The sequence below is a fragment of the Nonomuraea sp. CA-141351 genome, from assembly GCF_050944675.1.
In the GTDB taxonomy this organism is placed as follows: Bacteria; Actinomycetota; Actinomycetes; order Streptosporangiales; family Streptosporangiaceae; genus Nonomuraea.
Genome location: NZ_CP191982.1, coordinates 10,760,576 through 10,780,403 on the forward strand (window position 1 = coordinate 10,760,576; position 19,828 = coordinate 10,780,403).

Annotated in this window: 18 protein-coding genes and 1 riboswitch; of the genes, 10 read left to right on the forward strand and 8 right to left on the reverse strand. The window is 69.6% G+C overall.

From position 1 onward, the window contains the following. The first annotated feature begins 15 nt into the window (after positions 1 to 15). Both ACQPWU_RS50545 and ACQPWU_RS50550 read left to right on the forward strand, forming a co-directional pair. Positions 16 to 882: an alpha/beta fold hydrolase gene (locus tag ACQPWU_RS50545; RefSeq protein ID WP_433433673.1), complete on the forward strand. Its 867-nt coding sequence runs from the start codon at positions 16 to 18 to the stop codon at positions 880 to 882. Between the two features lie 74 nt (positions 883 to 956). Further along, a complete protein-coding gene (locus ACQPWU_RS50550; RefSeq protein ID WP_433433675.1) occupies positions 957 to 1,337 on the forward strand; it encodes a nuclear transport factor 2 family protein in 381 nt (126 codons plus the stop codon). A gap of 69 nt (positions 1,338 to 1,406) precedes the next feature. Here the strand turns inward: ACQPWU_RS50550 and katG are convergent, their stop codons facing one another. From katG to ACQPWU_RS50570, 4 genes are all read right to left on the reverse strand, one after another. Beyond that, positions 1,407 to 3,638 carry a catalase/peroxidase HPI gene (katG, locus tag ACQPWU_RS50555; RefSeq protein ID WP_433433677.1) on the reverse strand — a complete coding sequence of 744 codons (2,232 nt, stop codon included), beginning with the start codon at positions 3,636 to 3,638 and terminating at the stop codon, positions 1,407 to 1,409. Between the two features lie 34 nt (positions 3,639 to 3,672). Beyond that, complete coding sequence (locus ACQPWU_RS50560; RefSeq protein WP_433433679.1) at positions 3,673 to 4,110, reverse strand: Fur family transcriptional regulator; 438 nt, start codon at positions 4,108 to 4,110, stop codon at positions 3,673 to 3,675. Between the two features lie 205 nt (positions 4,111 to 4,315). Beyond that, positions 4,316 to 5,893 carry a citramalate synthase gene (gene cimA / locus ACQPWU_RS50565; protein ID WP_433433681.1) on the reverse strand — a complete coding sequence of 526 codons (1,578 nt, stop codon included), beginning with the start codon at positions 5,891 to 5,893 and terminating at the stop codon, positions 4,316 to 4,318. Between the two features lie 204 nt (positions 5,894 to 6,097). Next, the gene (locus ACQPWU_RS50570) at positions 6,098 to 6,742 is read right to left on the reverse strand and encodes a DsbA family protein (protein ID WP_433433683.1); all 645 of its coding nucleotides are present in this window, start codon (positions 6,740 to 6,742) and stop codon (positions 6,098 to 6,100) included. A 59-nt stretch (positions 6,743 to 6,801) separates the two neighbouring features. On the opposite strand from ACQPWU_RS50570, the gene ACQPWU_RS50575 reads away from it, so the two are divergent. Further along, positions 6,802 to 7,446 carry an O-methyltransferase gene (locus ACQPWU_RS50575; RefSeq protein WP_433433685.1) on the forward strand — a complete coding sequence of 215 codons (645 nt, stop codon included), beginning with the start codon at positions 6,802 to 6,804 and terminating at the stop codon, positions 7,444 to 7,446. A 128-nt stretch (positions 7,447 to 7,574) separates the two neighbouring features. Continuing rightward, positions 7,575 to 8,558, forward strand: a complete 984-nt coding sequence (locus ACQPWU_RS50580) for an aldo/keto reductase (protein WP_433433687.1) — start codon at positions 7,575 to 7,577, stop codon at positions 8,556 to 8,558. 33 nt (positions 8,559 to 8,591) lie between these two features. Here the strand turns inward: ACQPWU_RS50580 and ACQPWU_RS50585 are convergent, their stop codons facing one another. Continuing rightward, positions 8,592 to 9,689, reverse strand: coding sequence for a branched-chain amino acid aminotransferase (locus tag ACQPWU_RS50585; protein ID WP_433433689.1), 1,098 nt, complete (start codon positions 9,687 to 9,689; stop codon positions 8,592 to 8,594). A 217-nt stretch (positions 9,690 to 9,906) separates the two neighbouring features. After that, positions 9,907 to 10,953 (reverse strand): 3-isopropylmalate dehydrogenase, encoded by a 1,047-nt coding sequence (locus tag ACQPWU_RS50590; protein ID WP_433433691.1) that lies wholly within the window; start codon positions 10,951 to 10,953, stop codon positions 9,907 to 9,909. Between the two features lie 98 nt (positions 10,954 to 11,051). Next, a riboswitch (cyclic di-AMP (ydaO/yuaA leader) is annotated at positions 11,052 to 11,196 on the forward strand. Positions 11,197 to 11,247: 51 nt separating this feature from the next. Between ACQPWU_RS50590 and ACQPWU_RS50595 the strand changes: the two genes are divergently transcribed. Continuing rightward, positions 11,248 to 11,793 (forward strand): C40 family peptidase, encoded by a 546-nt coding sequence (locus tag ACQPWU_RS50595; protein ID WP_433433693.1) that lies wholly within the window; start codon positions 11,248 to 11,250, stop codon positions 11,791 to 11,793. A 55-nt stretch (positions 11,794 to 11,848) separates the two neighbouring features. Here the strand turns inward: ACQPWU_RS50595 and ACQPWU_RS50600 are convergent, their stop codons facing one another. Next, positions 11,849 to 13,015 (reverse strand): ROK family transcriptional regulator, encoded by a 1,167-nt coding sequence (locus ACQPWU_RS50600; protein ID WP_433433694.1) that lies wholly within the window; start codon positions 13,013 to 13,015, stop codon positions 11,849 to 11,851. A 98-nt stretch (positions 13,016 to 13,113) separates the two neighbouring features. Between ACQPWU_RS50600 and ACQPWU_RS50605 the strand changes: the two genes are divergently transcribed. Genes ACQPWU_RS50605 through ACQPWU_RS50625 form a run of 5 tightly spaced genes read left to right on the forward strand, consistent with a single transcriptional unit; the run spans position 13,114 to position 17,768 of the window. Further along, positions 13,114 to 14,199, forward strand: coding sequence for a sugar ABC transporter substrate-binding protein (locus ACQPWU_RS50605; protein WP_433433696.1), 1,086 nt, complete (start codon positions 13,114 to 13,116; stop codon positions 14,197 to 14,199). Beyond that, positions 14,200 to 14,919 (forward strand): ATP-binding cassette domain-containing protein, encoded by a 720-nt coding sequence (locus ACQPWU_RS50610; protein ID WP_433433698.1) that lies wholly within the window; start codon positions 14,200 to 14,202, stop codon positions 14,917 to 14,919. Next, positions 14,916 to 16,100, forward strand: a complete 1,185-nt coding sequence (locus ACQPWU_RS50615; protein ID WP_433433700.1) for a sugar ABC transporter permease — start codon at positions 14,916 to 14,918, stop codon at positions 16,098 to 16,100. Before ACQPWU_RS50610 ends, ACQPWU_RS50615 begins: the two co-directional genes overlap by 4 nt. Then, complete coding sequence (locus ACQPWU_RS50620) at positions 16,097 to 16,948, forward strand: ROK family protein (protein WP_433433702.1); 852 nt, start codon at positions 16,097 to 16,099, stop codon at positions 16,946 to 16,948. The genes ACQPWU_RS50615 and ACQPWU_RS50620 overlap by 4 nt, the downstream gene beginning before the upstream one ends. 4 nt (positions 16,949 to 16,952) lie before the next feature. Then, complete coding sequence (locus ACQPWU_RS50625; protein ID WP_433433704.1) at positions 16,953 to 17,768, forward strand: class I SAM-dependent methyltransferase; 816 nt, start codon at positions 16,953 to 16,955, stop codon at positions 17,766 to 17,768. A 389-nt stretch (positions 17,769 to 18,157) separates the two neighbouring features. On the opposite strand, the gene serA is transcribed toward ACQPWU_RS50625, so the two are convergent. Further along, a complete protein-coding gene (gene serA / locus ACQPWU_RS50630) occupies positions 18,158 to 19,747 on the reverse strand; it encodes a phosphoglycerate dehydrogenase (RefSeq protein WP_433433706.1) in 1,590 nt (529 codons plus the stop codon). Positions 19,748 to 19,828: the final 81 nt, after the last annotated feature.

Consider the following 19,828-nt stretch of genomic DNA (forward strand, 5'->3'; position numbering starts at 1 on the left):
AACATTGGTGCTTTTGTGGATGACGCCGCAAGGATCAAGTTCCTCGACATCTATGACCGCGTCTTCGATGAGCTCTGGCCGGGACCGTCGGCGTCGCTCGATGTGCCGACCGCGTTCGGACCCACCCGCGTCTACCGGGCGGGGCGCGACCAGGGCACGCCGATCGTGCTGCTGCCCGGCGCGGGCGGAAACGCCCTGATGTGGCACCGCTACATCCGGCCCCTCGGCGACAAGCACCCCGTGATCGCCATCGACACGGTCGGCGAGGCCGGAGCCAGCGTCCAGCAGGCGCCGATAAACGACGGCCGTGACGGCGCGGCGTGGCTCGGTGAGGTACTGACCGCCCTGAAGGTGGACTCGGCACACGCCGTCGGCTGCTCATATGGCGGATGGCTGGCAATGAATCACGAAATCCACCGACCCGGCCGGTTCGCCACCCTTGTCCTCCTCGACCCGGCCGGCTTCGCTCTGCCCGGGCCACGCTTCTACGGCTGGGCGATCGCGGGCGCGCTGGCCGGCCTCGCCCCGCGCGCGCTACGTCCCCGTCTGGCCAGGCTGGTGGCCAACGGCACGATCCTGGAGACGGAGATCATGACGATGATCCCGGCCACCGCACGATACCGCCGCCGCCTGCCCCCGGCCCTCGTCTTCAGCGACGATGATCTCCATGCTCTTCGCGCCAGTCGTTCCTTGTTCCTGCTCGCCGGACGCAGTGCCCTGCACAAGTCCCGCCAGGTTGCGGACCGCCTGGCCCGCGTGATGCCGACCGCCCGCGTCGAGATCGTGCCCGGGGCCGGACACGCGCTACCGATGGACCGCGCGGATCTCGTCGCCGAACGAATCCTCCGGTTCGTCGCCGCGGGCGGCCACATCTCGACCTAGCCCTCTCACCTGGGGCTGTCCATTACATCCCATGTAATCGACAGGCCGAGCGCGCTGCCGCGATGGTGGTTCGCATGACGGAGATCAGCGTCACCGCACGCAACAAGGAACTCGTCCTGCGCGGCTTCAAGGAGTTCGCGGCAGGCAACATCGAGATACTGCGCACCTTGATCCGGGAGGACTTCATCGAGCACAGCCCGGGGAACCCGTCCGGCCGGGACGCGTTCATCGAGTTCATCGCGAACTCCCCGGTCGCGGGGTCCCGGCTCGGCCTCAAGCGGGTCGTCGCCGAGGACGACCACGTGGTGCTGCACTACCACATGACCCCGGCCGGGGACGAGCGTGGACTTGCGGTTGTGGACGTGTGGCGGCTGGTGGACGGGCAGATCGTCGAGCACTGGGATGTGGTCCAGCCCGTGCCCGCACCCGCGGAGATCCCGAACGGGATGTTCTGAGAAGGACCCGAAGGAGGACGTCCAGGCCGGCCTGCGGGGGCCGACCTGGACGTCATTGAACGGACGAGATCAGACGAGGTCGAACCGGTCCAGGTCCATCACCTTGGCCCACGCCGCGACGAAGTCGTTCACGAACTTCTCCTTCGCGTCGTCGCTCGCGTAGACCTCCGCGAGCGCGCGCAGCTCGGAGTTCGACCCGAAGACGAGGTCGACCCGGGTGCCGGTCCACTTGACCTCGCCCGTGGCGGCGTCGCGACCCTCGAACGTGTTCGCGTCCTCGGACGTCGCCTTCCACGTCGTGCCCAGGTCGAGCAGGTTGACGAAGAAGTCGTTCGTCAGAGACCCGGGGGTCGTGGTGAGGACGCCGAGCGGCGACTGCTGGTGGTTCGCGCCCAGGACACGGAGGCCACCGACGAGGACCGTCATCTCGGGGGCGCTCAGGGTCAGCAGGTTGGCCCGGTCGAGCAGCAGGTACTCGGCCGGCAGCCGGTTGCCCTTCCCGAGGTAGTTGCGGAACCCGTCAGCGACCGGCTCGAGCGCGGCGAACGACTCCACGTCGGTCTGCTCCTGCGACGCGTCCACGCGGCCCGCCGTGAAGGGGACCTGGACGTCGAAGCCGGCGTCCTTGGCGGCCTGCTCGACGCCCGCAGCACCGGCGATCACGATCAGGTCGGCGAGCGAGACCTGCTTGCCGCCGGTCTGGGCGCCGTTGAAGGCCTTCTGGATCCCCTCCAGGGTGCCCAGCACGGTCGCCAGCCGGTCGGGGTCGTTGACCTCCCACCCGCTCTGCGGCTCGAGGCGGATGCGGGCGCCGTTGGCGCCGCCCCGCTTGTCGCTGCCGCGGAAGGACGAGGCCGACGCCCACGCGGTGGACACGAGCTCGGACACCGACAGGCCCGAGGCGAGGATCTGGCCCTTGAGGGAGGCGACGTCCTCGGCGTCGATGAGCTCGTGCGTCACCGCGGGCAGGGGGTCCTGCCACAGCAGCGTCTCGGCCGGGACCTCCGGGCCGAGGTAGCGCACGACCGGGCCCATGTCGCGGTGGGTCAGCTTGAACCACGCGCGGGCGAAGGCGTCCGCCAGCTCGTCGGGGTTCTCGAGCCAGCGCCGCGTGATCTGCTCGTAGACCGGGTCGACGCGGAGCGCGAGGTCGGTCGTCAGCATCGTCGGGGCGTGGCTCTTCGACGCGTCGTGGGCGTCGGGTACGGTGCCCGCACCGGCGCCGTCCTTGGGCCGCCACTGGTTCGCGCCGGCGGGGCTCTGGAACAGCTCCCACTCGTAGCCGTACAGGATCTCGAGGAAGCTGTTGTCCCACGTGATCGGGGTGTTGGTCCAGATGCCCTCGAGACCGCTGGTGATCGCGTCGGCCCCCTTGCCGGTGCCGAACGTGTTCTTCCAGCCGAGACCCTGCGCCTCGATCGGGGCAGCCTCGGGGTCGGGGCCGACGTTCTCGGCCGGGCCCGCGCCGTGGGTCTTGCCGAAGGTGTGACCGCCCACGATCAGGGCGGCCGTCTCCTCGTCGTTCATCGCCATCCGGTGGAACGTCTCGCGGATGTCGCGGGCCGCGGCGAGCGGGTCCGGGTTGCCGTTCGGGCCCTCCGGGTTGACGTAGATGAGGCCCATCTGGACCGCGGCGAGCGGGTTCTCCAGCTCCCGGTCGCCGGTGTAGCGCTCGTCACCGAGCCAGGTGGACTCGGGGCCCCAGTAGACGTCCTCGTCGGCCTCCCAGACGTCCGCGCGGCCGCCGGCGAAGCCGAAGGTCTTGAAGCCCATCGACTCCAGGGCGACGTTGCCGGTGAGGATCATGAGGTCGGCCCACGAGATCTTCTGGCCGTACTTCTTCTTGACCGGCCACAGCAGCCGGCGAGCCTTGTCGAGGTTGCCGTTGTCCGGCCAGCTGTTGAGCGGCGCGAAGCGCTGCTGACCGGCCCCGGCGCCGCCGCGGCCGTCGCTGATCCGGTACGTGCCCGCGCTGTGCCACGCCATCCGGATCATGAACGGTCCGTAGTGGCCGAAGTCCGCCGGCCACCAGTCCTGCGAGGTCGTCAGCACCTCCAGGATGTCCTGCTTGACGGCCGCGAGGTCGAGGCTCTTGAACGCCTCGGCGTAGTCGAACTCCTCGCCGAGGGGGTTGGCCACGGCGGGGTTCTTGGCGAGGATCCTCAGGTTGAGGCGCTCCGGCCACCACTGGCGGTTGCCGCCGCCCTGAGTCGGGTGCGGGGCGCGCCCGTGCGCGACCGGGCAGCCACCCGCGTCCTCCGCCTTCGCGTCTGTGACGATTGCATCATGGTTCTCAGACATGGAAATCCTTCGTGGGCTAGGAAGATAACGGTGCTCAGGACCTGCGTGCGTTGGAACAGTCAGGGCACAGGCCCCAGTAGGTGACCTCGGCCTCATCGATCGAGAAGCCGTGGTCGTCCGAGGCGGCCAGGCACGGCGCATGACCGACCGCGCAGTCGACGTCAGCGACGGCTCCGCACGACCGGCACACGATGTGGTGGTGGTTGTCCCCGACGCGTCCCTCGAACCGGGCCGCGCTGCCGGCTGGTTCGATGCGCCGGACGAGTCCCGCCGCGGTCAGCGCGTGGAGGGCCTCATACACCGCTTGAAGGGAGATGTGACCAACGCGATCGCGCACCCCGGAGGCGATCTCCTCGACGCCGAGGTGGTCACCGTCCCGGACGGTCTCGAGCAGTGCGACGCGGGCAGCCGTCACCCGCAGGCCTGCACCCCGCAGCTCCTCGGCGGTGGTCGGAGTCCTGGATGCGGTCATGACGTCAACCTACCCTCATAAACACGAACGATACAAGAGAACGAATGATGCAAGTAAGGCGCCACGCCAGAAGACGGTCGTCTCGGTGTGGCGTTGACCTGCCATTCGGAGGGTTGGCTCGGGGCGCGTCACGGTCAGGCCGTCTTGGTGGCGGGACGAGTCCTGGCGGCGGACCCGCTGTTCGCCCCTGGAACTTCCGTACCCCCTAGGCGGTTTTGTGGCCGGCGCGCAGGAGACCGTACGTCACCGCTTGCTCGAGCGCCTGCCACGACGCGTCGATGATGTTCTCCGCCACCCCGACGGTGGCCCACTCGGCCGTGTCGTCGCTGGAGGTGATGAGGACGCGGGTTATGGCGCCCGTGCCGTGGGTGCCCTCCAGGATGCGGACCTTGTAGTCCACCAGCTCCAGCTTCGCCAGCTCGGGGTAGAGCTTCTCGAGCGCCAGACGTACCGCCCTGTCGAGGGCGTTGACGGGGCCGTTGCCCTCGCCCGTCGCGACGATGCGCTCGCCCTTGGCATGGAGTTTGACGGTGGCCTCGCTGACCAGCTCGCCGCCCTTCGTACGCTCCACGATGACGCGCCACGACTCGACCTCGAAGTGGCGCGTGCGCTGCCCGTGCACGGTGTCGCGCAGCAGCAGCTCGAACGAGGCGTCCGCGGCCTCGAAGGTGAACCCCCGCGACTCCAGGTCCTTGACCCGCGTCACCAGGGTCTTGGTGTGCTCCGGGGTCAGTTCGTAGCCGAGCTCGCGGCCCTTGAGCTCCACCGAGGCGCGGCCGGCCATGTCGGAGACGAGCATGCGCATGTCGTTGCCGACCGCGGCCGGGTCGATGTGCTGGTAGAGGTTGGGGTCGACCTTGATGGCGCTGGCGTGCAGGCCGGCCTTGTGGGCGAAGGCGGACGTGCCGACGTACGGGGCGTGGGAGTTGGGGGTGACGTTCGTGACCTCGGTGATCGCGTGGGCGATGCGGGTCATGTCGGCCAGGGCGTCGGTGGGCACGAGGTCGAAGCCGCGCTTGAGCTGGAGGTTCGCCACGACCGTGAAGAGGTTGGCGTTGCCGGAGCGCTCGCCGTAGCCGTTCGCGCAGCCCTGTACGTGCGTCGCGCCCGCCTTGACGGCGGCGAGAGTGTTGGCGACCGCGCAGCCGGTGTCGTCGTGGCAGTGGATGCCGACCCGGGCGCTGGTCCGCACGGCCTCGTGGACGATGTCGGCCAGCTCGTCGGGGAGCATGCCGCCGTTCGTGTCGCACAGGGCGATGACGTCGGCCCCGGCCTCGGCCGCGGTCCTGAGGACCTCGAGCGCGTACGCTGGGTTGGACTTGTAGCCGTCGAAGAAGTGCTCGGCGTCGAGGAAGACTCGCTGGCCCTCCGCACGGAGGTGGGAGACCGTGTCGCGGATCATCGCGAGGTTCTCCTGGAGAGTCGTGCGGAGGGCGAGCTCCACGTGCCGGTCGTGGCTCTTGGCGACAAGGGTCACGACCGGCGCGCCGGATTCGCGCAACGCGGCCACCAACGGGTCGTCGGCTGCCTTCACACCGGCCCGGCGGGTCGCGCCGAACGCGGCGAGTTGCGCGTGCTTCAGGTCGAGCTCTGTTTGAGCGCGCCTGAAGAACTCTGTGTCCTTGGGGTTGGCGCCGGGCCAGCCCCCTTCGATGAAGCCGACGCCCAGACCGTCCAGGTGGCGCGCGACGGCGAGCTTGTCGGCGACGGTGAGGTTGAGCCCCTCCTGCTGAGCGCCGTCACGCAGCGTCGTGTCGTATACGTGGAAGCGGTCGTCGGCCATGAGTCTCTCTTCTCTCGCTTCTCTCGAAAGTTCTCTGGAAAGCAAAAAGACCCCTCACGGACGTGAGAGGTCTGCGCGCCGGCGGTGTCCCTTTGTCAGCCAGCGCGCCTGCCGATAATGAGCAGACCGTAGAACATGGTGCCACTCAGTCTGCCATATGGATTCACCTGCTGGCACACCGGTCTCACCTCCTGGGACGGTCCGCTAGACCGTGACACCGTCGCCCCCGGTGATGACGCGCTCCAGAGCCGCCGGATCGAACGCCTCGTTGCCCAGCAACTGCCCGTTGAGCAGCACCGTGGGCGTGCCCTCGAGCGATACCTTCGCGGTCTCCTCCAGATGAGCCTTCGCGTACGACTGCGATCTGACGCATTCGTCCACCGAAGCGCCGGCCTGCCTGGCCGCCTTGACCAAATCCTCGACGGCGAACCCGGACGCCTCGCCGTGCGGCGCGGGCTGCATGGCGTACAGCTCGTCCCTGAAGGCGAGCCAGCTGTCCTCGGGGACGCAGCGGGCGGCAGCGGCGGCGCGGATGGAGTTCGAGCGCATGGGCTCGTCCTTGAAGATCGTCACGGGGTGGAAGACGACCTTGACCTTGCCTTCCATGGCGAGTTTCCTGATGGTCGCGTCTACCCTGGTGTGGAGCTCCTTGCAGACGGGACAGTCGAAGTCCTCGTACACGTCGAGCACGGGAGCGTGGTTTGACCGATCGGCCAGGACCATCGAGCCGTCCACCTGACGGGCCAGCCGCACTCCCTGGGACGACTCGCCCGGCCCCGAGAACGCCAGCACCCCGAGTACGGCGATAGCCACGCACGCGAGCGCCACCGCCAGCAACCGCTTCATCATCAGCCCACTCTCACCTCATTGATCGCGCAGACACTACCCGATACCGGAAGAATGGCCACATGAAGGCATATCTCCTTGACCCCGCGGTCGCCCAGTACGTCTTTGCCCACTCCACCTCGCCCGACCCCCTGCTGGAGGAACTGGCGAAGGAGACGGCCGAAGCCACGGGGGACGCCGCGACCATGCAGATCTCCCCCGATCAGGGCACCTTCCTGACCATGATCACCCAGCTCGTGGCGCCCCAGGTGGTCGTCGAGGTGGGGACGTTCACCGGCTACTCGTCCGTGTGCATCGCCAGGGGGTTGTCCGGCGGGCGGCTGCACTGCTTCGACGTGAGCGAGGAGTGGACGTCCATCGCCCGCCGCTACTGGCATGAGGCGGGGGTGGCCGACCGGGTGACGCTCACGCTCGGGCCCGCGCTGGAGACGCTCGCCGCCTTCGACCAGCCCATCGACCTGGCCTTCCTCGACGCCGACAAGGGCAACTACCCGGGCTACTACGAGCTGCTCATGGAGCGCCTGCGCCCCGGCGGGCTGATCCTGGCGGACAACACCCTGCGCAGGGGCTACGTGGCGGACCCGGCGCACGACGAGGCGACGACCGTGGAGATCAGGCAGTTCAACGACCTGGTGATCGAGGATCCGCGGGTGACCGTGCTCATGCTGCCCGTCGCGGACGGGATGACCATGATCAGGAAGAACTAGCGCCCAGCCGAGCGCGTCCTGCGCGGGGCCGTCCCCAGCCCCGCGCAGGATCGCGGCGCCGCGGTCCATGGCATGGCAGGCGCGACGGCGGGCAGGGTCGAGGTACGCACTTCGTCCAAGGGGGAGACATGCAATACCGCATGCTCGGGCGGCAGGGCCCGACGATCTCGGTGGTGGGGTTCGGCGCGATGACAATGGCGCCAGGGATCTACGCCGACGTGGACCAGCGGCAGGCGACCGGCACCCTCCTGGCCGCGCTCGACGCGGGAATCACGCTCGTCGACACCGCCGACATCTACGGCGCCGGCCTCAGCGAGAGGCTGATCGGCCGGGTGCTGCGCGGGCGGCGCGACAAGATCGTGCTGGCCACCAAGTTCGGCGGCGACCAGGACGAGCAGGGCGTGCTGGTGAAGGGTCTCGGGCGGCCCTCGTACGTACGCAAGGCACTGGACGCCAGCCTCGGCCGCCTCGACACCGATCACGTCGACCTGTACTACGTGCACCGGCTCGACCCGGCGACGCCCATAGAGGAGACCATGGGCGCGCTCGCCGAGCTGGTCGAGGCCGGCAAGGTACGCCATGTCGGGCTGTCGGAGATGTCGGCGCACACGATCAGGCGCGCGCACGCGGTCCATCCGGTCACGGCGGTGCAGACCGAGTACTCGCTGTTCAGCCGGGCCCCGGAGCAGGAGGTGCTGCCGGTGTGCCAGGAGCTGGGGATCGGTTTCGTGGCCTACAGCCCGCTGGGGCGCGGCCTGCTCGGGGGGACGATCCGCGGCCGGGAAGGGCTCGAGCCGGACGACTGGCGCAGGGGGAACCCGCGGTTCCAGGAGGGCAACCTCGACCGCAACGTGGCCCTGGCCGACGCCGTGGCCACGCTGGCCGCCGAGCAGGGCCTGTCCGCCGCGCAGCTCGCCCTGGCCTGGCTCGTCCACCAGGGTGTCGTGCCGATCCCGGGCACGCGGAAGGCCGAGAACGTGCGGGCCAACGCCGCGGCCGCCGACGTGCGGCCCGACAAGGAGGTGCTGACCCGGCTCGAGGAGCTCGTCCCGCCGGGCGCGGTGGCGGGTGAGCAGGGGAACGAGGCCTACATGGCCAACATCGACGCCTGAGTGGCCGGGCCCGGGAGACCCGGCCACGTCAGGTTAGGCGATCTTGTGGATCCAGTTGTGCGTGTCGGGGCGGGCGCCGTACTGGATGCCCACGAGTTCCTCACGCACGCGCATCGTCACGGGACCGGACGTGCCGTCCCCGATCGTCCAGGAGCGGTCGGCGCCCTTCACCGAGCCCACCGGCGTCACCACGGCCGCCGTCCCGCACGCGAACACCTCGGTGAGCTCCCCGGACTCGGACCCGGCCTGCCACTCGTCGATCGAGATGAGGCGCTCCTCGGCCTCCAGGCCCAGGTCACCGGCCAGCGCCAGGATCGAGTCCCTGGTGATGCCGGGCAGCAGGGTGCCAGTCAGGGCGGGGGTGACGAGCTTGTCGCCGAAGACGAAGAACAGGTTCATCCCGCCCATCTCCTCGACGTACTTGTGCTCGTGGGCGTCCAGCCACACCACCTGGTCGCAGCCGTTCTCCACCGCCTGCCGCTGCGCCACGAAGGCGGCCGCGTAGTTCCCGCCGCACTTGGCGAAGCCCGTGCCGCCGGGGGCGGCACGCGTGTACTCGGTGGACAGCCACACCGAGACGGGCTTGACGCCACCCGTGAAGTACGAGGCCGCCGGGGAGGCGATGACCATGTACTTGTACGTCTTCGACGGGTAGTTGACGCCCAGCCCAGCCTGGGTCGCGATCATGAACGGGCGCAGGTAGAGGCTGTGGCCCTCGGTCGTGGGCACCCAGTCCTTGTCTGTCTCCACGAGGAGCTCGAGCGACTCCACGAACGTCTCCTCGGGCAGCTCCGGCATGGCCATCCGGACGGCCGACTGGTTGAAGCGGGCGGCGTTCGCGTACGGGCGGAACGTGACGATCGAGCCGTTGGCCTGGCGATACGCCTTGAGCCCCTCGAACAGCTCCTGCGCGTAGTGGAAGACCGAGGTGGCCGGGTCGAGCGAGAGTGGGCCGTACGGCATGAGCCTGGCGTCGTGCCAGCCCCGCCCCTCGGTGTAGTCGATCGAGATCATGTGATCCGTGAAGATCTGCCCGAAGCCGGGGGTCGCCAGTACCTGCTCCCGCTCGGCCGCGGTGCGAGCGTGGTCGGATAGCTGCACGTCGAAGCTGAGCTTCTGAGCGATGGTCATGACGGAGGTCCTTCTCTCTGCGAAATCTGCCCAAATCTACAGAATCTGCGGATAGGCGGTGGTGGGCGGCACTGCTCCCCGGGGGGCAGCACCGTACTTCTTATTGTCTCGCTATATGGGATGGCAAGCGGCCAATGGGGTGGTTAGGCCGTTTGGACGCGAAAAAGCGCCCGGCGGTCCTCTGCGGACCACCAGGCGCTTGCGGGGCTAGGCGGTCCTAGCCGGATACTCGCGCGGTGATGTCGTCACCGATCTCGTGGGTGGTGCGGCCGGCCCAGCCGGTCAGCCGCTCGAGGATGTCGTCGGCCACCGCCTGCTCGACCTTGGCCGCCTCGGCGTGCAGCCCGAGGTGGTCGAGGAGCATGGCGACGGACAGGATGGTCGCGGTCGGGTCGGCCTTGCCCTGGCCGGCGATGTCGGGCGCGCTGCCGTGCACCGGCTCGAACATGCTGGGCGCGTTGCGCTCAGGGTTGATGTTGCCGCTGGCCGCCAGGCCGATGCCGCCGGCGATGGCCGCGCCGAGGTCGGTGATGATGTCGCCGAACAGGTTGTCGGTGACGACCACGTCGAACCTCTGGGGCTGGCTCACGAAGAACATCGAGGCCGCGTCGATGTGGCAGTAGTCGGTCGTGACCTCGGGGAACTCCTCCGCCACACGGTTGACCGTGCGCTGCCACAGGTCGCCCGCGTAGGTGAGCACGTTGGTCTTGTGGACGAGCGTCAGCTTCTTGCGGGGACGCGACCTGGCCTTCTCGAACGCGTAGCGCACGACGCGCTCGACACCGTAGGCGGTGTTGAGCGACTCCTGGGTGGCGATCTCGTGCGGCGTGCCGCGCCGCATGGCGCCGCCGGTGCCCGCGTAGAGGCCCTCGGTGCCCTCACGGACGACGATCATGTCGATGTCTTCCGCGGACGTGTCGGCCAGCGGGGTCTCCACGCCGGGGAACAGCTTGACCGGGCGCAGGTTGACGTAGTGGTCGAACTCGAAGCGCAGCTTGAGCAGCAGGTCGCGCTCGAGGATGCCCGGCGGGACGCTGGGGTCGCCCACGGCGCCGAGTAGGATCGCGTCGTAGCCGCGCAGTTCCTCCATCACCGAGTCGGGCAGGGTCTCGCCGGTGCGGTGATAGCGGGCGGCGCCAAGGTCATAGTGAGTGGGCTCGATCTTCGTGCCCACGGCCTCCAGGACCTTGAGGCCCTCGGTCACGACCTCGGTGCCGATGCCATCGCCGGGGATGACTGCCAGACGGATGTTACGCGACTCCATGGGCCGTACCTTACCGCGTCGTCTCGACTGACGAACACTTCATCTCAAACCTCGGACGCCCAATTTGTCCTTATTGCGGTTCTTTGACCGTTTCGTTAGAGTCCGACGAGCCTAATCCACGCAGCGGTTGCGTGGAGCCGGGGACCCACTTTCCCCCTGGGGCGAATCGGCACCCCCATGCCGTAGGGCTACTTCCAGGCCCGAGCCCGTCAGCTAACCCGGCCGGCCGCATGGAAGGACAGACCCCTGTCTCGCATTGCCATAGCCCTGGCGGCGGGCGCCGCCGGGCTCATCTTGGCCACCCCAGCCCAGGCCGCGACCAACGACGGCTCCACCACCCCGACCGACCCCACCACTCTGACCGCCGCCCAGGTCAAACAAATCCGGGCGCAGCAAACTCCCAAACCCGCCTGGAAGATCGCCCTCAAGTTCGCCATGAAGCAGCGCGGCATACCGTACGTGTGGGGCGGCGCCAGCAAGAGCGGGTACGACTGCTCCGGGCTCATGCTCAGGGCGTACGAGCACGCGGGGATCGAGCTGCCCCGCGTCGCGGCGGACCAGTACAACGCATTCGGCAGGAAGATCGCCTGGAATGACCTCAAACCCGGCGATCTGGTCTTCTTCGAAGGCCTCGGGCACGTAGGGATGATCTCCCGGCCCGGCTACATGGTCCACGCGCCGCACACGGGTGACGTGGTCAAGGAGGAGCGCCTGTCCAGCTGGCGCAGGGACTCCTTCGTGGGTGCCGTCCGCCCCGACCCCAAGGGCGTGCGGCTCTGGGCCAAGCTCAAAGAGCAGCGCAACGCCCCCGCGCCCGCCATGCTCAAGGCCACCCTGTAGGAAGCGCTCCCGCACGCCGGGGGACACCGGAAGACGCGCCGCGCCAAGGCCGAGGTCAGGGCAGGCGGGCGTCGAAGATGAGGTCCCAGGCGCGGGTCCGGGCGTGGGCGACCGCGCCCAGCAGGACGCCGCTGTCCCCCAGCGTGCTGGCCACCACCGCGGGCCGCAGCGGCCCGAGCTCCGCGATCCGGGTCTCGATGGCCGCGCCCAGGAGGTCCAGGTTGCGCCCCACGCCGCCGCTGAGCACGATCACCTCGGGGTCCAGCACCGCCGCGACCGCCACCAGCAGCCCCCCGATGCGGCGGCCCTCGGCCTCCACCACCGAGCGGGCCACGGCGTCGCCGGAGGCGGCCGCGGCGAAGACCTCCTTGGCCGTGTCCAGGGTCAGACCGGCGGCGCGGGCCGCGCGGACCACGCCCGGAGCGGCGGTGACCGCCTCCGTGGCGCCGTGGGACAGGGCGTGGTCGGACGACGGCGCGGGCTCTTCGGCGGCCGGCACGTAGGAGACCTCGCCGGCCGCCCCGCGGGCGCCGACGTACAGCTCGCCGTTGACCACGATGCCCATGCCGACGCCGGTCCCGATGGACACGAGCGCGAAGTCGGACTTACCGCGCCCCTCCCCGTGCACGTGCTCGCCGACGGTGGCCAGGTTGATGTCGTTCTCGATGACGAGGTCCACCTCGAGCGTGGCTCGCAGGCGTTCGGCCAGGTCGGAGCCGGGCAGGTTGGGGGCGAACTCCAGGCGGCCGAGCGCGGGGTCGTACACGCCGGGCGATCCGACCACGGCGCAGGCGATGGCGGGCCAGTCGACGTCGGCCTCCCGCGCGGCGGCCCGGCACAGCTCGCCGACCAGGAGGGCGAGCTCGGCGGAGGTCCTGGCGGTGTTGCGGCCGTCCGTCCTGCCGGCGAACGCCCCGCGCAGGTCGGCGACAGCGACCCTGATCCAGTCGCGCCCGATGTCGATGCCGGCGACGTGGGTGGCGGCGGCGTTCACGTCGTACAGGGACGTGACAGGTCCTGGACGACCGGAGACCTCTCCGACGAGGTGGACGAGCCCGTCCTGCTCCAGCCCGGCCAGGGCGGCGGAGACCGTGGGCTTCGACAGGCCGGTGATCTTGGCGAGGTCGGCGCGGGAGGCGGGGCCGTGCTCCTGGAGGTGGTCGAGCAGGCGGCGCTCGTTAAGCACCCGCAGCAGGCGCGGATTACCCAGGTCACCCCGCATCGTCCAACCTCCTCAAAAGAAATCTAGCCAACGCGGCTGATAGTAAATTACCTTTCTTACCAAGCACAGGGGCGGCACATTCGGAAGGACGAAGTGCGATGCACCGAGCATGGCGATCAATTCCTGTCGCGGCGGTCCTGCTGGCCGCCGCCTGCGGAAACTCCACCGGCACCACCACCACGACGACCACGCGGAGCCAGGGCGGCAAGACGATCGCGCTGTTCCTGCCCGAGTCCAAGACCACCCGGTACGAGGCGTTCGACCGCCCGCTGTTCGAGGCGAAGGTCAAGTCGCTCTGTCCCGACTGCAAGATCCTCTACAGCAACGCCGAGCAGGACGCGCCCAAGCAGCAGCAACAGGTCGAGGCCGCGCTCACCCAGCAGGCCGACGTCCTCGTGCTCGACGCCGTGGACGCCAACGCGGTGGCCCCGCTGGTGAACCAGGCCAAGCAGAAGAAGGTCCCGGTCATCGCCTACGACCGGCTCATCTCGGGCATCGACTACGCGTACTACGTCTCGTTCAACAACGTACGGGTCGGCGAGATGCAGGGGCAGGCGCTGCTCGACGCCATGAACGCCAGGGGGACGACGGCGAAGGGCGAGATCGTGATGATCCACGGCTCGCCGACCGACCCCAGCTCTGCCGACTACAAGAAGGGCGCCAAGAGCGTGCTGGACGGGAAGGTGAAGGTCGGCAGGGAGTTCGACACGCCGGACTGGAGTCCCGACAAGGCGCAGCAGCAGATGGAGCAGGCGATCACGGCGCTCGGCAAGGACAACATCACGGGCGTGCTGTCCGCGAACGACGGCATGGCGGGCGGCGCGATCGCGGCCATGAAGCGCGCGGGTTACAAGCAGCTCCCGCCGATCACCGGGCAGGACGCCGAGCTGGCCGCCGTGCAGCGCATCCTCACGGGCGAGCAGTACATGACCATATATCTGGACATCAGGGCCGAGGCGGAGAAGTCCGCCGAGCTGGCCGTCGCCCTCGCCAAGGGCCAGCCACCCACCGCCCCCGCCAAGGTCAACAACGGCGCCGCCGACATCCCCGCGTTCCTCCTCGACCCCATCCCCATCACGGCCGACAAGATCAAGGACACGATCGTGAAGGACGGCTTCTACACGCCCGCCCAGATCTGCACGGCCGAGGTCAAGGCCGCGTGCGCGAAGCAGGGCATCCAGTAGATGCTCTCGGCGACAGGCATCTCCAAACGGTACGGGGCGGTCCAGGCTCTTGACGGGGCCGGCCTGGACCTGCGCCCCGGCGAGGTCGTGGCCCTCATGGGCGACAACGGCGCGGGCAAGTCCACGCTGGTCAAGGCCATCTCGGGGGTCGTGACACCGGACTCGGGCACGATCACCGTCGACGGCTCGCCGGTCAGGATCGCCAACCCGCACGACGCGCAGGCTCTCGGCGTCTCGACCGTCTACCAGGACCTCGCGCTCTGCGAGAACCTCGACGTCGTGGCCAACCTGTTCCTGGGCACCGAGCGCCGTCGCTGGTCGCTGCTGCGCCACCTCGCCATGGAACGCGCGACCCGCGACCTCCTCGCCCAGCTCGACGTGCGCATCACGGACATCAGGGTGCCGGTCGCGATGTTGTCGGGCGGTCAGCGCCAGTCGGTGGCCATCGCCAGGGCGCTGATCGGCGAGCCCCGGCTGGTCATCCTCGACGAGCCCACGGCGGCGCTGGGCGTGGAGCAGACGGCGCAGGTGCTGGCGCTGATCGGGCGGCTGCGCGAGCGCGGGCTCGCGGTGCTGGTCATCTCGCACAACCTGGCCGACGTGCGCGCGGTGAGCGACCGCGTGGTGGTGCTGCGGCTCGGCCGCAACGCCGGTGAGTTCCGTACGGCCACCGCCTCCCAAGAGGAGATCGTGGCCGCGATCACAGGAGCAGGAGAATGACCGGCACGCTGGTACGCAGGCCGTACACGCCGAAGGTCGCGGTCGAGCGGCTCCGCCAGGGGGACGTCGGCGCGTGGCCGGTGGTCGGCGGGCTGGTGGCGATCGCGATCGTGTTCAGCACGCTCAACGACCGCTTCCTCTCCCCCGAGAACCTCACCAACCTCGTGCTCCAGATGGCCGCCACCGGCACGATCGCGCTCGGCATCATCATGGTGCTGCTGCTCGGTGAGATCGACCTGTCGGCGGGCTCGGTCAGCGGCCTGTGCGCCACGATCATGACGATCGTGCACGTCAAGCAGGGCTGGAACCCGCTGCTCGCCATCGTGCTCGCCCTCGCCGCCGGAGCGGCGATCGGGCTCCTGCACGGGCTGATGCTGACCAAGCTGCGGATGCCGTCGTTCGTGGTGACGCTGGCCGGGCTGATGGGCTGGCTCGGTCTGCTGCTCTACCTGCTGCGGCAGGGAGGGACGATCAACCTGCCGTTCACCGGGTTCATCTCCAGGATGAGCGACACGTGGCTGCCCGGCTGGCTGGCCTGGGCGGTCGCCGCGGGGCTGGTGGCCGTGTCGGCGGGCGCGTCGCTCGTCGTCAGGAGGCTGCGGCTGGCCGCGGGGCTGCCGGTGACGCCGCTGTGGTGGTCGCTCGCGAAGGCGGGCGGCCTGGCGGTGCTGCTCGCCGCAGCGGTGCTGGTCATGTCGGCGGACCGGGGCGTGCCGCTCCTGCTGATCATCTTCGGTGCGCTGGTGGTGCTGCTGGATCTCATGCTCAGGCACACGGCGTTCGGGCGGCACCTGTACGCCGTCGGCGGCAATGCCGAGGCCGCCAGGCGCGCCGGGATCAACGTCACACGGGTCAGGATCCTGGCGTTCATGCTGGCCTCGGCACTGGCGGCGGCCGGCGGCATCCTCGCCGCCAGCCGCCTGTCCGCCGTCAACCAGGGCTCGGGAGGCAGTGACATCCTCCTCATGGCGATCGCCACCGCGGTCATCGGCGGCACCTCACTGTTCGGCGGGCGTGGCCGGGCGTATGACGCGCTGCTCGGCGTCCTGGTCATCCAGGCCATCACCAACGGCATGTACCTGCTCAGCGTGGACTCCTCAGTGCGTTTCATGGTGACGGCCGCGGTGCTGGCGCTGGCCGTGGCCATCGACTCGCTCGCCCGCAGGGGCGCCGCCCGGTGAGCCGGGTGCTGGGCATCGACGTGGGCGGGACGAAGGTCGCCATCGGGGTGTCCGGATCCGACGGACCGGAGCTGTCCGCCCGTGTCCGTCTGGACAGCGGGCCCGGCACGCTCGCGCGAGCGCTCGCGGCGGCCCGGTCCCTGGACGGTTCGCCCGCCGCGGTGGGCTTCTCGACGTGCGGGGTGATCCGCGATGGCGTCGTACGGCTCGCCCCGAACGTCCCCGGCTGGGAGGGTCTCGAGCTGCCGAGGCTGCTCAAGGAGGAGTACGGCGCCGTCCCGGTGGCCATCGACAACGACGTGAACGCGGCGGCCGCGGCCGAGCTGCGCTGGGGCGCCCTTCGCGGTGTCTCCACGGGTGTGTATGTGAACCTCGGCACCGGCCTGGCGGCGGCCCTGGTGGTGGACGGGCGGGTGGTGCCGGGCGCCCACGGCGCCGCAGGGGAGATCGGCTACCTGCAGGTGACGCCGGGCGAGCCCGCCTTCGCCGACGGCCGGGTCCCCCTGGAGGAGCGGGTCTCCGGCGGCGCGCTGGCCGCCCGCGGCACCGCCCTCCTGGGCCGCCCCACCACGGCGGCGGAGCTCCTGGCCGAGGCGGGCGCGCGAGAGCTGGTGGAGGAGGCGTTGCGGACCCTCGCCATGAGCGTGGCGAACCTGTGCGTGATGTTCGACCCGGAGCGCTTGGTCGTGGGCGGCGGCATGATGGGCGCCGCCGACCTGATCATGCCGAGGCTGGCGGCCGAGGTCGCCCGCGCGGTGCCGTTCCCGCCGGAGCTGCGCCCGGCCAGGTTCGCGGACGACGCTCCCCTGCTGGGCGCGCTGGCGCTGGCCCGCGCGGCGTTAGCGTAGAGATATGGCGCGGGAAAAGGTGCGACTCACCGAGGAGAAGGCCACGCTCCTCGCCACCCTGTACGGGCGGGCGCTCGACGCGAGGTCCAGGCACCCGATACTCGGTGACGACATGGCCGTCGAAGCGGTCGGCCGGATCGACTTCGACTTCCGCGCGACCGGCATGAGCCCCGCCCTGGCAGCCGCCGTCGCGCTCAGGGATCGCTTCATCGACCGCTGGGCCGCCGAGTACCTCGCCACACACCCCGAGGCCACCGTGCTCCACCTGGGCTGCGGCCTCGACACCCGCTTCTACCGGCTGGCGCCGCCGCCCACCGTCCGCTGGTACGACGTGGACTATCCCGACGTCATCGAGTTGCGCGGCCGGCTGTTCCCCGAGCGTCCGGGGCACCGCATGATCGGCTCGTCGGTCACCGACCTGAAGTGGCTGGAGGAGGTCCCGGACGACGCTCCCGCGCTGGTCGTCGCCGAGGGCCTGCTCTACTACCTCGGCCCGGACGACGGCCGGGCCCTGCTGCGGGCGATCGCGGACCGCTTCCCCGGCGGGCAGCTCGTCTTCGACGCCATGAGCGGGCTCGGAGTACGGCTGCAGAAGCTCAACAGGCCCGTACGGAAGGCCGGGGCCACGCTCCACTGGGGCATCGACGGCCCCGACGAGCTGGTGGCGATCCATCCGAGGCTGCGCTGCGTCAGCGCGGTGAGCGCGTTCGACATGGACGGGTTCGACCGCCTGTCGGCGCCGCATCGGATCTCGGCCTGGATCGCCGGGGCGCTGCCGGGGGTGAAGCGGTCGGCGATGTTCTACCGGCTCGAGTTCTGAGGAGCCCCGCCGTTGTCCCGGCGGTCCAGGGCGGTCTGCAGGGCCTCCGTGGCCTCGTCCTCGTGCTCTTCCGAACGGTTCCAGGCATACATGTCGTACATGCGACTCATCTCATTTCGCGAGCGTTCCAGCGGGGGACGTCGGACTCCGGTCTCACGGACCGGACGGATGGGGACTTACTGGCCGACACAACGCCTCTCACCGCGGCGAGTCGTCGACCTGCCCTAACAGGCCCCGCCGCGGCAGGTAATAAGTACGAGCACCTGGCGCATTTCCTGCAACAGTACCTCAGCAATCTCGTTGGATGTCCTACTATCTCGCATGCTGAGACGCAAAAGGGCCGCCACCCGGAACGATCCGAGTGACGGCCCCGAGGCCGAAGAGGGCGGTCAGTCCTCCAGGTCCACCGAACGGCCGCTGTCGGCGCCGATCTCATTGGCGATCTGGTCGATCACGTCGGCCGGGATCCCGGAGTCGACGGTCAGCGCGATGAGCGCCTTGCCGCCCTTGGTGGAGCGGGCGACCTGCATCGAGGCGATGTTGACGCTGTGCTCACCCAGCAGACGGCCGACCACGCCGACGATGCCGGGACGGTCGGTGTAGGTGAAGAACGCCAGGTGGGCCGTCGGCTCGATCTCCATCTCGTAGCCGTTGACCTCGACGATCTTCGTGATCTGGCGAGGGCCGGACAGCGTGCCGGACACCGACACCTGACGGCCGTCGGCGAGCAGGCCGCGCACGGTCACCACGTTGCGCCAGTCGGGGCTCTCCGAGCTGGTCACCAGCTCCACGGTGAGGCCGCGGTCCTTGGCCAGCAGCGGCGCGTTGACGTACGTGACCTGCTCCTCGATCACGTCGGTGAACACGCCCTTGAGCGCGGCCAGCTCGATCACCCGCACGTCCTCGGAGGCGATCTCGCCGCGCACCTCGACGTCGAGCTTGGTGGCCACCTCGCCGGCCAGGGCGGTGAACACCCGGCCGAGCTTCTCGGCCAGCGGCAGGCCCGGCTTGACATCCTCGGCCACCACGCCGCCCTGGACGTTGACCGCGTCCGGCACGAACTCGCCCGCGAGCGCCAGCTTCACGCTCCGCGCGACCTGGGTGCCGGCCTTCTCCTGGGCCTCATGCGTGGAGGCGCCCAGGTGAGGCGTGACGACGACCTGGTCGAGCTCGAACAGCGGGCTGTCGGTGCACGGCTCCTTGGAGAACACGTCCAGACCGGCGCCGGCGACGCGACCCTCCTTGATCGCCGAGTAGAGCGCGCCCTCGTCCACGATGCCGCCACGGGCGACGTTGATGATGCGCACCGACGGCTTGACCTGGTGCAGCTCCCTGTCACCGATGAGACCGAGGGTCTCCTTGGACTTGGGCAGGTGGACGGTGATGAAGTCGGCCTGCTTGAGCACCTCTTCCAGGCTGAGGAGCTTGACGCCCATCTGCGCGGCGCGGGCCGGCGGCAGGTAGGGGTCGTAAGCGATCAGCTCGACGCCGAACGGCTGGAGCCGCTGGGCCACCAGCTGGCCGATCTTGCCCAGGCCCAGGATGCCGATGACCTTCTCGTCGAGCTCGACACCGGTGTACTTGGACCGCTTCCACTCCCCGTTCTTCAGCGCGGCGTGGGCCTGAGCCGTGTTGCGCGCGCTGGCCAGGATGAGGGCGACGGTCTGCTCGGCGGCGCTGGTGATGTTGGAGGTCGGCGCGTTGACGACCATGACACCGGCCTTGGTGGCCGCTTCGACGTCGACGTTGTCGAGACCGACCCCGGCTCGGGCGACCACGCGCAGCTTGGGCGCGGCCGCGATGGCCTCGGCGTCGACCTGCGTGGCGGAGCGGACGATCAGCGCGTCCACGTCTGCGAGAGCGGGCAGCAGCTGGGAACGGTCGGCGCCGTCGGTGTGGCGGACCTCGAAATCAGCCCCGAGTACGGCGAGGCCTGCCTCGGACAGCTCTTCTGCTACCAGAACGACGGGCTTGTTCACTGGTGTGGATCCTTAACGGCACGGCGGGCTTCGGGGGACACGTCCACGGATCCCCCGGCGGTCCCACAGAGTGTATCCGCC